Annotated in this window: 13 protein-coding genes and 1 tRNA gene; 7 read left to right on the top strand and 7 right to left on the bottom strand. The window is 54.6% G+C overall.

The window, feature by feature from the left end:
* Positions 1-31 precede the first annotated feature (31 nt).
* A complete protein-coding gene (gene tyrS / locus VHE10_01745; GenBank protein HVU06490.1) occupies positions 32-1,408 on the top strand; it encodes a tyrosine--tRNA ligase in 1,377 nt (458 codons plus the stop codon).
* A 65-nt stretch (positions 1,409-1,473) separates the two neighbouring features.
* Here the strand turns inward: tyrS and VHE10_01740 are convergent, their stop codons facing one another.
* From VHE10_01740 to VHE10_01715, 6 genes are all read right to left on the bottom strand, one after another.
* Positions 1,474-1,707: a hypothetical protein gene (locus VHE10_01740; protein ID HVU06489.1), complete on the bottom strand. Its 234-nt coding sequence runs from the start codon at positions 1,705-1,707 to the stop codon at positions 1,474-1,476.
* Between the two features lie 54 nt (positions 1,708-1,761).
* On the bottom strand, positions 1,762-2,247 hold the full coding sequence (gene ruvC, locus VHE10_01735; GenBank protein ID HVU06488.1) for a crossover junction endodeoxyribonuclease RuvC: 486 nt from the start codon (positions 2,245-2,247) through the stop codon (positions 1,762-1,764).
* Between the two features lie 5 nt (positions 2,248-2,252).
* Entirely contained in the window at positions 2,253-2,780 is a 528-nt protein-coding gene (locus VHE10_01730; GenBank protein ID HVU06487.1) for a YebC/PmpR family DNA-binding transcriptional regulator, read from the bottom strand.
* 23 nt (positions 2,781-2,803) lie between these two features.
* The gene (gene ruvB / locus VHE10_01725; GenBank protein ID HVU06486.1) at positions 2,804-3,844 is read right to left on the bottom strand and encodes a Holliday junction branch migration DNA helicase RuvB; all 1,041 of its coding nucleotides are present in this window, start codon (positions 3,842-3,844) and stop codon (positions 2,804-2,806) included.
* 334 nt (positions 3,845-4,178) lie between these two features.
* Positions 4,179-4,496 (bottom strand): hypothetical protein, encoded by a 318-nt coding sequence (locus VHE10_01720; GenBank protein ID HVU06485.1) that lies wholly within the window; start codon positions 4,494-4,496, stop codon positions 4,179-4,181.
* A gap of 1 nt (position 4,497) precedes the next feature.
* Positions 4,498-6,186, bottom strand: a complete 1,689-nt coding sequence (locus VHE10_01715; protein ID HVU06484.1) for a GspE/PulE family protein — start codon at positions 6,184-6,186, stop codon at positions 4,498-4,500.
* A gap of 131 nt (positions 6,187-6,317) precedes the next feature.
* Here VHE10_01715 and VHE10_01710 point away from each other — a divergent pair, with 131 nt between their 5' ends.
* The 5 genes from VHE10_01710 to VHE10_01690 all read left to right on the top strand — a co-directional run bounded on the left by VHE10_01710 (position 6,318) and on the right by VHE10_01690 (position 10,962).
* The gene (locus VHE10_01710) at positions 6,318-6,794 is read left to right on the top strand and encodes a hypothetical protein (GenBank protein ID HVU06483.1); all 477 of its coding nucleotides are present in this window, start codon (positions 6,318-6,320) and stop codon (positions 6,792-6,794) included.
* Positions 6,795-6,876: 82 nt separating this feature from the next.
* Complete coding sequence (gene tsaE, locus VHE10_01705; GenBank protein HVU06482.1) at positions 6,877-7,311, top strand: tRNA (adenosine(37)-N6)-threonylcarbamoyltransferase complex ATPase subunit type 1 TsaE; 435 nt, start codon at positions 6,877-6,879, stop codon at positions 7,309-7,311.
* A 3-nt stretch (positions 7,312-7,314) separates the two neighbouring features.
* Positions 7,315-9,702: a DNA polymerase gene (locus VHE10_01700; protein HVU06481.1), complete on the top strand. Its 2,388-nt coding sequence runs from the start codon at positions 7,315-7,317 to the stop codon at positions 9,700-9,702.
* 94 nt (positions 9,703-9,796) lie between these two features.
* Positions 9,797-10,174 carry a hypothetical protein gene (locus VHE10_01695; GenBank protein HVU06480.1) on the top strand — a complete coding sequence of 126 codons (378 nt, stop codon included), beginning with the start codon at positions 9,797-9,799 and terminating at the stop codon, positions 10,172-10,174.
* A 71-nt stretch (positions 10,175-10,245) separates the two neighbouring features.
* Positions 10,246-10,962, top strand: a complete 717-nt coding sequence (locus tag VHE10_01690) for a hypothetical protein (GenBank protein HVU06479.1) — start codon at positions 10,246-10,248, stop codon at positions 10,960-10,962.
* A gap of 72 nt (positions 10,963-11,034) precedes the next feature.
* On the opposite strand, the gene VHE10_01685 is transcribed toward VHE10_01690, so the two are convergent.
* A complete protein-coding gene (locus tag VHE10_01685; GenBank protein ID HVU06478.1) occupies positions 11,035-11,403 on the bottom strand; it encodes a hypothetical protein in 369 nt (122 codons plus the stop codon).
* 122 nt (positions 11,404-11,525) lie between these two features.
* On the opposite strand from VHE10_01685, the gene VHE10_01680 reads away from it, so the two are divergent.
* A tRNA-Lys gene (locus VHE10_01680) sits at positions 11,526-11,598 on the top strand.
* Positions 11,599-11,604: the final 6 nt, after the last annotated feature.

The raw sequence follows: 11,604 nt of genomic DNA, 5'->3' as shown, positions 1-11,604 counted from the left end.
CTAGGGAATTATGATAATTTTACGTCCATACATGAATACTACGGATAAACTAAAGGAATTAGACAATCTTTTCACTAAGGGAGTCGGAGAATTTGTGGATCCCGAAGGCAAATTCAGGCAAAAGCTCACAAAAAAGATAAAGAATGATGATAAAGAAGAGATAATCATCAAGTTTGGAATTGATCCGACAAAACCGGATATCCATCTTGGACATGCCGTCGTATTTCAAAAACTAAGGAAATTCCAAGATCTTGGTTGTAAGGTCGTATTCGTGGTAGGTGACTTTACCGCAAGGATCGGCGATCCGACGGGTAAGAGTCAGACTCGACCGGAGCTCGACCAGCTTGAGATTCAAAAAAATGTCGATACTTATAATCAGCAGGTAGGTAAAATCCTCAATCTAGATCCAAAGGTATATTCCTGGATCAGGAATTCCGATTGGTTTTACAATGCGAGTGACGTATTTCTTACTCGAAAAAATAGTGCTGGTGAAGAAGAGCGCGTAACGGATATCGCCGTCCTGACTAAGGCATTGATAGATACCAGAATGCAAAAGACCGCTCTCAAACGACCCGGCGGCGCGATCGATATCCTCACCGTAAACGGCCTCATGTGGACTTTGAAGCATATAACTTTCTCCAAACTTGTGAGCAGGGATATGTTCCAAGAACGGATAAAGAAGAATCAAGAGCTTTATATGCACGAAATGCTCTATCCTGTATTTCAGGGCATAGATTCTTATTTGATCCACAGAATATATAATTCCTGCGACCTTGAGATCGGAGGCACCGACCAGACGTTTAACATGATGATGGGCCGAGACGTAATGAAGGCGAACGGGCAGCCCCCCCAGGCCGTCATGACCTGTAAGATCCTTCCGGGCACAGATGGCAAGGAGAAGATGAGCAAGAGCCTTAATAACTACATCGGCATTTCCGAGGCGCCTTCCGAGATATTCGGGAAGATCATGTCCATACCTGATTCGGTCATCTCTGACTACTTCGAGCTCTGCACCTTTTCTTCGGTTGAAGAGGTAAAGAAAGAGCTCTCGGACAAGAACGTCAATCCAAGAGATCTAAAACTGCGATTGGGAGAGGAGATCGTCTACCTTTATCATGGTAAGGACGCTGCTCGTGAGGCCCGAGATTCTTTCCTCAAGACTTTCTCTGAAAAGAAAGGCATGCCCGAAGCCGCTCCGGAAGTAAGGGCGGCTAAAGAAGCAAAGATCAGCGACGTGCTTATTGAAGCCAAGATCGTCTCTTCGAGATCAGACTTCCGCCGCCTCATTTCCGAAGCCGCGATTAAGGATATGAAGACGGGGGCTGTCGTCGCGCTCGACCAGAAGGTAGAAAGCGATATGGACCTGAAGGTCGGAAAGCATAGATTTTTGAAGATACGGGTGAGATAGCAGACACCATGAATATAAAAACGCGTCCCGGGGCTTGGCGGGACGCGTTTTTATATTCATGGTGTCTACCAGCTCTCCTCCTCTTCGTTTCTGAAGTCGTCGAGCGGATCATCCTCGTCCTCTCCGTCTTCGCTGCCGTCATCGACATCTTCGACGTCGTCCCCGGATTCTTCATCGTCATCGCTCGAAACCTTCTTCGGGCTTGGATCGTCTTCGCTCTCGTCGTCCTTAAGCTTGACCTCGTCCTTTTCCTCTTCGTCTTTGATAGGTTCTTCCTTTTGGATCTTCTTTCTTGGCATGTTTTTCTTGAGTGCCCCTCATTTGTAGCAAATGAGTTTTGGTTTGAAAAGTTGTCAGGCTGTGGAAAACCTTTCGCAAGCGAAGCAAGTGAGCCCGACAGCGATCGCGTCGTACTCGTCGTCATGCCTTATGGTCTTTTCGACCCTGATGAGGCGGGGGATCATGGCGATGATCTGCTCTTTATCGCTCTGGCCGTGGCCTGTTACCGCAGCTTTTATCTGTCCCGGTCCGTATTCGTATACCGCAAGGCCGCGCTTCGCTGCTTCATATAAAATGACGCCGCGCGCTTCGGCGACGGCTATCGCCGTTTTGGCGTTGGTGCTGAAGAAGAGCGTCTCTATGGCAAGCGCTTTCGGTTCGAAGTCTGCGATGATGCGGCCTATTTCGGCGCCGATAAGACCGAGGCGCTCATTGTGAGGCAGCTTTTTATCCGTTTTAAAGCAATCGGAATAGACGAGCGTCTCTTTCTGGCGAGGATTCTTTTCTATGACGGCGATGCCGAGGCGTTCGTATCCGGGATCGATGGCGAGGATCCTCATATCCGTTATTCGACGTTCGTGAAGACTTCCTGCACCTCGTCGTTGCCTTCGAGATCACCGACCAATTTTTCGAGAACGGCGATATCCGCGTCTTCCAATTGCGTCGCAGTCGTCGCGATCCAGTTCGCGCCTTCGCGCTTGAATGCCCATGACGCGCTGCCGGGGGTCGCGAGGGCAAAGCCGTTGTCCGACAAGATGTGCTTCACCTCCTGCGCCGCTTTGTTCTTGTTCGACGTGAGCGTTTCGATCATGAGCGCGCATCCGCCCGGGCCGTACGCTTCATAAGTGATGGCTTCCAGAGCCGCTCCCGGTTCGTTCGCTTTCTTGACCGCGCGCTCGATGACGTCGCTCGTCACGTTCTCGGTCTTGGCCCGCTCGATCAATGCGCGGAGCGAGGGCGCGTTCTTGTCGCCCTTAACTTTCTGCGCCTCTGCCGAGATCAGCTTCGAATATTTCGAATAGAGCTTCGACTTCGCTCCGTCGGTCTTGGCCTTGCGGTCTTTTATCTGCTTCCATTTATTGTGTCCTGCCATGCGCTTGCTCGATTAATCTTATCTTACAAAAGCTTTCCTCTCTTTTCGGGCGCTATTTTCATATGATCGTAGCCTTTCTCCGTCACTTTGCGGCCGCGCGGCGTTCGTTCGATGAGGCCGAGCTGCAACAGATACGGCTCGTGCACCTCTTCGATGGTCGCTTCTTCTTCGGAAAGGGAAGCGGCTAACGTATTCAGTCCGACCGGGCCGCCGTTGAACTTGTCTACCAGAGTCTTCAGCAGATCGCGGTCGCTTTGCGTCAATCCGAGTTCGTCTATGCCCAACATGGCGAGCGATCGATCCACGATTTCGACCGAAACAGGCACTTTTTCGACTTGGGCCAAGTCGCGGACGCGCTTCAAGAGGAAATTGGCCGTTCGCGGCGTGAATCGGCTGCGCTTCGCGATCTTTTCGGACGATGCGGGGTCTATGTCTATGCCCAGAAGCTTGGCCGAGCGGTGGATTATCTGCTGGATCTCTTTGTCGGTATAGAATTCGAGCCTGAATGTGCCGCCTGAAAAGCGCGATCGGAGCGGCGACGACAGCATAGCCACCCGCGTAGTCGCGGCGATTAGAGTGAATGGCGGCAATTCGAGCTGTATCGTTCGCGCCGAAGGGCCTTTGCCGATGATGATGTCCAAAGAGCCCGATTCCATGGCGGGGTAGAGCACCTCTTCGATCGCTTTGTTCAGGCGGTGGATCTCGTCTATGAAAAGCATGTCGCCCGAGGCGAGATTGGTCAGTATAGACGCGAGGTCGCCGACTTTTTCTATGGCCGGGCCGGACGTGGCTTTCAATTGCGACGCGGTCTCTTTGGCGATGAGATGCGCGAGCGTCGTCTTGCCTAGGCCGGGCGGGCCGTAGAAAAGGATGTGCTCCGGGGGGTGGTTGCGCTCGGAAGCGGCGCGCAAAAGCACCTTGAGGTTGTCTTTGATGGCCTTTTGGCCTACATATTCGTCCCAGGAAGAGGGACGAAGGGTCGTATCGAGAAAAAGCTCGTCAGAAGCCTTGTTCGAGGCCTTATCTTTGGCGTCTCCGTGGGCTGCAGGGGAGCTACTTGACATATGAAAATCTTTATGCTAAGATACCTGGCGACAGACTGAACATCGATTCCAGAGTATAAATCTCTAAGCGATTAAACCTTTACGGTTTACTAGGTGTCAATCGGAGGACGTTCTGGTTAGACTCCGGTCTTCCTACTGGGGCCATCCTGCGACCTCACCTTAACTTTTGATGCACATCACAAGCATCGCTTAGAGATTTATGTTCTGGAATTCTTCGTTTCCGGAGATCTGGTGCTCATAGTACTCCTCGCTTTCGGGAGCGCAATGCTCTTTTTTCAAAGGAGCACACGATAGGGAATGAGGCAAATAAGGCCGCGGGCGGAACGCCCGCGGCCTACGCCGCCCGCTTCCTTATAGCGCCTTTCGCTCCCTGCTGCTGGCGGCGGAAATCCTCCTGGAAGCGCTCGAATTCCGCATGATGCCTGTCGTGCTCGCGCTTGGCGTTCATCAGTTCTATCTCGGCGCGGCGCAATTCGCCCTCCAAACGGCGCTCTTCCTGCTCTTTATCCTTGATCGTCGCCTTGTCCGCGGCGATCTTTTCCTTTATCTCCTGGACCTTACGCTCTTTTTCCTGAAAATCAAGGGCGAGCTTGTCCAGAGCGCGCTCCAATTCCTGCACTTTCGCCGATACATTGAATTCGTTGTTGATCATATTAATCCTCGATGCTTATAACGCGCTCTAATTCTTCGAGCGACGTCACGCCCGAAAGCACTTTCAGCACGCCGTCCTCGAGCATGGTCAATATGCCCTGGGGTTTCGCCGCTTTGGCGATCTCGCTCTCGCTCGTCGAGTATTCGATCGCCTTGTTTATGTCCTCGGTGATGAGTATGCCTTCGTATATGCCGACGCGGCCGCGATAGCCGGTGTTATTGCATTCGGCGCAGCCGACCGGTTTCCAGTATCTCTCGACCGATGCCGGAGCGAGCGCTCGGTCGGTTATGCCCGCGATGACGGTATCGATCGATTTCTTGTCTTCGTTTGCGATGACCTCTTCTTTTTTACAGCGAGGGCAGAGCTTTCGGACCAAGCGCTGCGCCAAAGCGACCGACACCGCCGAAGAGATGACGCGCGGATTCACGCCGAGGTCTATGAGTCGGGGGAACGACCCGGCCGCATCGTTGGTATGGAGCGTCGAGAACACCAGATGCCCCGTAAGCGCCGAATTGATCGCCGTCTGCGCCGTCTCGCTGTCGCGGATCTCGCCGACCATGATGACGTCAGGGTCTTGTCGCAGGGCCGATCGCAGGCCCAATGCGAACGAATAGTTCTTCTCGTTGTTCACCTGCGTCTGGACGATGCCGGGGAGGTGGTATTCGATCGGATCCTCGATAGTGATGATCTTCACCTGCGGCGTGTGGATCTTCCTCATGAACGCATAGAGCGTCGTCGTCTTGCCCGAACCCGTAGGGCCGGTGGTTAGCACCATGCCGTTCGGCTTCTCGATCTCTTTCAGCAATATATGGAGGAGCTTCGGATGGATGCCGAGCTCTTCGAGCGGTACCTGGATCGATTTCGGATTAAGGAGGCGAAGCACCACTGATTCGTTATAGGCGCCTGGCAAGACTGATGTGCGGATCTCGATTTCGTCGCTCTCGTCTCCCATCGCTATCTTGACGCTGAAGCGGCCGTCCTGCGCCTCCGACTTGATATTAAGCTTCAATCCCGACAGCAATTTGATGCGCGAGAGCAACAATCCGAACGTCTCGGTGTCGAACGACAATATATCGGTGAGCACGCCGTCCAGGCGGTAGCGGAGGCGGACATATGCCTCCTCCGGCTCTATATGGACGTCGGACGCCTTGGTCGCGAGCGCGCCCGAAAGCACGATCTCGAGGATCTTCGATATGCGGAATCCCTTCTTCAGCTTCAATATCTCGGTGATCTGCGCGCGGACGTCCTCGATCGTCTTTATCTGGCCGATGAACGTCTTGATGTCCTCGCTCGATATGTCCAGCGCGCCGGCTTTCGTTTCGGTCGAGAACGACAGGTCGGCGTATCGCGACCATGCCTTTTCCAATGAAAGAGGGGATGCGACCACCTGCGTCACCTCGTACCCCTTTTGGGTCAATGCATTGACCGCGTCTTTGGTGCGCTCGAATACCGGCGAGACGACGGCGAGCTTCACGCGCTTGCCGATGAGGCTGAATGCGGCCACTTTGCCGTCGCGGGCATCATGTTCGGGCACAAGGCGGAGCGCGTCCATGTTGATAGGGACGGGAGCGAGGTCCGCGTATTCGAGGCCATAGCGCGCCGCGACGATCTGCGCCACGTCTTCTTCTTCGCGCCTCTTGAATTCGTCGAGGCGCTTGCCCTGCTTGTCTTCGTCGAAGGTTACGGTCATGTGGAATATTTTAGCACGGCAGGTCGCCAGGGCGGGGTGGGCAGGTATAATACATTGACAATGACGATAAATAGAGGTATAATTGAAAGAGAAAACGCCAGCACAACCTCGATTCCGTATTTTTCGTACCCATGAAAACCAACATCCTGTTCTTTGTCAGCGTCCTGTCATCGGCATTCCTGTCAGGCTGCGTCGCGGCCCGGCCGGGAAGCTCTCCCATCGTCCGTTCCGGCGCCAAGGCCTTCGAAGGCGTCGTCCGGTCGCCTTTGGGCGGCAAGGGCTCGTTCACGGTATCCCTCGATACCATCGTGATCGCGAACGAGAACGAGCCGGGCACGTTCGTGGACTTCTACGAACAATCCCGGCTCGTCTGGCAGGGCATTCCCTCCGGAGGGATCCGCGAGTTCTCGCCCGCGAGCGCGTTTCGGAACCATCCGGTCGTGTTCCGATCGGTCGCGTACAGTCTGGACAAGGACGGCAACAAGGTGAACCTCAAGCCGTACAGCCAGACCATCTACATCAACCAGTCCTACGGTCCTATCACCGTAGCCTGGAATGTCGGCAAGAACGGCGCATACGCTTATTCGCAGAACATGTATTCGTACTAGCCTTACGGCTATTCCCATCGGTCCGTCGCAAGACGGGCCTTTGTTTTTGGCGCGAACGCCCGCGATGGCGTATGATGCGCCTATGATCTCGCGAAGCGTCGAAGGGACAGGAAAAATGGCCCAAGAATTTTTGGCGGGGCTGACGCCTGCAGGCAATGGCGCGACCGTAATCGCACTTTCGGGCGACCTCGGTTCGGGCAAGACTACATTTACTAAAGCCTTCGCCGCGGCGCTCGGCCTGCGCGAAGAAGACGTGACGAGTCCGACATTCGTCATAGAAAAACGCTTCGACATGAGCGGTCACGCTCATTTCCGCCGATTCATACATATAGATGCGTATCGCCTGGAAAGAACGGCTGAAATCGAAAAGCTCGGTTGGAAAGAGACGATCGCGGACCCGGCCAACCTCGTTCTCATCGAATGGCCGGAAAAGATAGGCGCGGCCCTGCCCAAAGACGCCGTCACGATATCGTTCAAATTTATAGATGAGAAGACGAGGGAAATAGTGTTTAATTAGGGGGTGAAACGCCTCGTACTCCTCGATTCTCACGCCATACTCCATAGGGCATACCATGCGTTGCCCGATTTTTCGACGGCCGCAGGGGAGCCTACGGGCGCTCTGTACGGCCTTTGCACCATGCTTTTGAGCGCGGTCGAAAAATTGAAGCCAGACTATATCGTCGCGGCATACGACCTGCCGAAGCCGACCCACCGCCATGAAGCGTACAAAGACTACAAAGCCGGCCGCGTCAAAACCGACGAAGCCCTGGTCCAGCAGATCATACGGAGCCGCGAGGTGTTCGACGCCCTCTCCATTCCTATATATGACAAGGAAGGCTTCGAAGCCGACGACATCCTGGGCACCATCGTCGAGAAGACGAAAAAAGAATGGTCCAAAAAGGGAGGGCAGAAGATCGAGGTCGTCATCGCATCGGGCGACATGGATACGCTCCAGCTCGTCTCCGGCGAAGCAGTCCGAGTCTATACCCTGAAAAAGGGAATCAAAGACACGATCATATATGACGAAGCGGGCGTTCGCGAGCGATTCGGATTCGGCCCGGAGCTCTTGCCCGACTATAAAGGCCTCCGGGGCGATCCGTCGGACAATATCATCGGCATCAAAGGTATAGGCGAGAAGACCGCGACGACGCTTATCACGCAGTTCGGCGCGATCGAGGACATATATAAGGCGCTCAGAAAAAATAAAGATAGATTCACTGAGGCGGGCCTGACGCCGCGCATCGTCGAGCTCCTCGAAACGGGGCAGGAGGATGCTGAGTTCTCGAAAGTGCTCACGACCATACGCCGCGACGCGCCGATAGACTGGAAGCTGCCGGAAAAGGCGTGGCGCGAGGCGGTGGACATCGATGCGGCGACAAGATTGTTCTCCAAGCTCGAATTCAGGACGATGGCGATCAGATTGAAGAATGCGTTGGGGCAGGACGCGAGCGGCGGAGCCGTCCAGGCCGAAGTCGCGACGAAATCGACGCACGCCATAGGCGCTTCTCTCGAAGGTGCCCGCTTCCGCGAAGCGGCGGTCATGATGTGGCTCGTCAATTCGAACCTGACCGACCCGACGCCCGACGACATCATGGGATTCACGGGCGCGAAATCTTTCGACGAGGCATATCGAACGCTCAAAGCCGAGATCGAAAAGCGCGGCCTAACCAGGGTCTGGGACGAGATCGAAAGACCGCTCATGCCCGTTCTCGACAAGATGAAGCAGCGGGGCGTAAAGATAGACAAGGAATACCTGGTGAGCCTCGGCAACCAATACCGCAAAGACCTCGGCGCTATAGAAAAGAGCGTCTGGCGCATGGCCGAAGCCGAATTCAATATCAGCTCGCCGAAGCAATTAGGCGAAGTGCTTTTCGTGAAGCTCGGCCTTAAATCGAAAAAGAAGACGGCCGGCGGCGCGCTTTCGACCAAGGAGTCCGAGCTCGAAAAACTGCGCGACGAGCATCCGATCATAGACGAGATATTGAAATACCGCGAGCTGTCGAAATTGATCGGCACGTACCTGGACACCATACCGACGCTCATAGACGATTCGTCGAGGCTCCATTCGACGTTCATCCAGACGGGAAGCGCGACGGGCCGTATGGCGTCGAAGGATCCGAACATACAGAATATTCCGAACAAAACCGAATTGGGCCGCAAGATCCGCGATGCATTCATAACGGACAAGGGCTGGAAGCTCATCGCTTTCGATTATTCGCAGATCGAGCTCCGCATCGCCGCGTTCCTGTCGAAAGACGAGAAGTTCGTGGACATATTCAAGCGCGGGGAGGATGTCCACGCCGCCGTCGCGGCGCAAGTATTCGGCGTGCCGACCGAATCCATCACTAAATCTATGCGAAGCCAGGCCAAGGTCATCAATTTCGGCGTGATGTACGGAATGGGCGTGACAGCGCTCCAGAAAAACATGGGCGTAGACAGGAAAGCGGCGCAGAAATTCTATAACGACTATTTCGAGCGATTCTCCGGGCTGCGCGATTATTTGGAAGGGGTAAAGGCAGAGGCCGCGCGGCAAGGATACACCGAAACGTATTTCGGGCGCAGGCGCTATTTCGACGGCATAAAGTCGAAGCTGCCCTTCATCCGCGCGGCCGCCGAGCGCATGGCCATCAATGCCCCGATCCAAGGCACCGAGGCCGACGTCGTGAAGCTCGCCATGATCCGCATAGACGAATATATACAGAGGAAAGACCTGTCCAAAGACGTTCATATATTGATGCAGGTGCATGACGAGATCGTCCTCGAAGCGAAATCAGGCGTGATCGAAGCCATCGTTCCCGATATAAGGAAGATAATGGAGGAAATCATCCTTCCGAAGGAAATCCAAGGCATCACGCTGGTCGCCGATGCTAAGGTAGGGGACAACTGGGGAGAGATGGAAAAGGCTTAAAATAAGGGCTTTTTACCCTTGACTTTTTACTATTATAGAGATATAATAGTATGTAGAACTTCATACCACCATGATTGCTCATACTGCTACCAAAATGCCAAGAATCGTCATCCTCCAAACCTCGCCTATCTCGATCGATCTGGCCCACACGGCTCTTCTGTGCGGCGATCTTCGGGAGAACGAGGACTTCGCCCTTGTCTCGGAAGTCAAAAATGCCGAGAAGCTCATCCAGCCGGGTTCGCGACAGCTCTTCGTTACCGGCATGGTCCGGGGCGACGCGGCTGCCGCAGCCGAAGCCGTCGGGACCCTTCGCAAGAAGAATCCCGAACTGGTCACGGTCGAGTTCTCGTCGTTCACACCTTCCATCGATGCCCATTTCGACCGGCGCGTCGAGAAGGGTGTGCTCTACACCAGCCTCCTCGATGCGATCACGGATTTCGATGCCGGCACGCTCACGCGTACGGCGCCGTAATCCGGAGGATGATCTTCGCTCAAAGCTGCGCATGCGAATGCGCGGCTTTTTTATTTGCTAGACTTAAGGCAATGCTCTATGTGATCCATGGAACCGATATAGAGAAAGCGCGCGAGAGATCGCACGCGCTTTTCGACGCGCTCAAGGCGAAAAAGCCCGACGCCGCGGCCGGTATCATGCGCGCTGACGAAGTGACTCCCGAGAGAATCGAAGAGCTCACCCAGACCCAGGGCCTTTTCGAGAACAGGCAGATTCTCTTTATGGATAGGACGCTCGAGATTCCCGACATGCGCGATATCATGATGGATAAGATAGAGGCGATACGGGAGTCTCCGAACATATTCATATTCTTCGAGGGAAAGCTGACGAAAGAGATCCTGAAGAAGCTCGAAAAGAGGGCGGAGAAGATAACCGAGTACGAAGCCGCGGAGGGTCCGGCTAAAAAAGAAGGCTCGTTCTTCGCCCTCGCCGATGCGCTGGGCGCGCGCGACAAGAAGAGGCTCTGGATGCTCTTGCGCGAAGCCCTCGACGACGATGCTGCGCCCGAAGAGCTGCACGGCATACTGTTCTGGCAGGCGAAATCGCTCGCTTTGGCGGCGCGGACGTCGTCTGCGGCGGAAGCAGGGCTTAATCCGTTCGTATACGGAAAAGCCAAACGATATGCCTCTCATTTTGCGAGCGGGGAGATCGAGAGCCTGCTCTCGAATCTCGTCCATATGTATCATCGGGCCCATCGCGGCCAGGCGGATTTCGCCATAGAGCTCGAAAAATTAGCGCTGGATATTTAAGGCGCGGGAAGATAGGGAAAAGAAAAGGCCCCGCGACGTACGTCGCGGGGCCGAAGCTATGCCGGAAGCGATTCAAGCGACGATCCTGGTCGGACCGCGATGGAATCTCCTCTGCGGCGCCCGCCTCTCCGGAAAATACTCGACGAGGCGGCCGATATAGCGATACATGTTCTCCCTGCTGATCGAGAACTGGAATTTTCCCGATGCGAGCGGGATATCGAGGTATCCTCCGTTCTCGGCGTCTTCATTCGCCTTGCCGACTGAGACGTCGATGCCGAGATAGTCCTCAAGATCCTCGCAGCGCGCCTGGCGACGGGCCGATTCGGGGATCTTGTCGATGATCTCGGCAGAAAGGGGGCAAATGACGTGATCCCGGAAGCGATCAGTCACGTAGAACTTTCCGGCGAGCTTTGAACCGCTCTGAATGCATTTGAGGGGCATAACGTATATTAAAGAACAGCTCTTGGTTGCTCCTGCGAGCGCCTGCCCGACATGGGCCGACCGAATGAAAATACCACACTAAAATTGAGATTCCAAGCCTTTTGCGCTATTATCGCCATATTCCGCCCATAGCTCAGTCGGTAGAGCAGCTCCCTTTTAAGGAGATGGTCCCAGGTTCGATTCCTGGTGGGCGGACATCGA

It is taken from the genome of Candidatus Paceibacterota bacterium (assembly GCA_035546035.1).
GTDB lineage: Bacteria > Patescibacteriota > Minisyncoccia > Phycocordibacterales > UBA6065 > UBA6065.
This window is presented reverse-complemented; position numbering and strand designations above follow the sequence as displayed.

Excerpts from the sequence above, each read along its gene's own strand:
- tyrS (HVU06490.1), top strand. The coding sequence starts at position 32 with ATGAATACTACGGATAAACTAAAGGAATTAGACAATCTTTTCACTAAG.
- VHE10_01740 (HVU06489.1), bottom strand. The coding sequence starts at position 1,707 with ATGCCAAGAAAGAAGATCCAAAAGGAAGAACCTATCAAAGACGAAGAG.
- ruvC (HVU06488.1), bottom strand. The coding sequence starts at position 2,247 with ATGAGGATCCTCGCCATCGATCCCGGATACGAACGCCTCGGCATCGCC.
- VHE10_01730 (HVU06487.1), bottom strand. The coding sequence starts at position 2,780 with ATGGCAGGACACAATAAATGGAAGCAGATAAAAGACCGCAAGGCCAAG.
- ruvB (HVU06486.1), bottom strand. The coding sequence starts at position 3,844 with ATGTCAAGTAGCTCCCCTGCAGCCCACGGAGACGCCAAAGATAAGGCC.
- VHE10_01720 (HVU06485.1), bottom strand. The coding sequence starts at position 4,496 with ATGATCAACAACGAATTCAATGTATCGGCGAAAGTGCAGGAATTGGAG.
- VHE10_01715 (HVU06484.1), bottom strand. The coding sequence starts at position 6,186 with ATGACCGTAACCTTCGACGAAGACAAGCAGGGCAAGCGCCTCGACGAA.
- VHE10_01710 (HVU06483.1), top strand. The coding sequence starts at position 6,318 with ATGAAAACCAACATCCTGTTCTTTGTCAGCGTCCTGTCATCGGCATTC.
- tsaE (HVU06482.1), top strand. The coding sequence starts at position 6,877 with ATGATCTCGCGAAGCGTCGAAGGGACAGGAAAAATGGCCCAAGAATTT.
- VHE10_01695 (HVU06480.1), top strand. The coding sequence starts at position 9,797 with ATGCCAAGAATCGTCATCCTCCAAACCTCGCCTATCTCGATCGATCTG.
- VHE10_01690 (HVU06479.1), top strand. The coding sequence starts at position 10,246 with ATGCTCTATGTGATCCATGGAACCGATATAGAGAAAGCGCGCGAGAGA.
- VHE10_01685 (HVU06478.1), bottom strand. The coding sequence starts at position 11,403 with ATGCCCCTCAAATGCATTCAGAGCGGTTCAAAGCTCGCCGGAAAGTTC.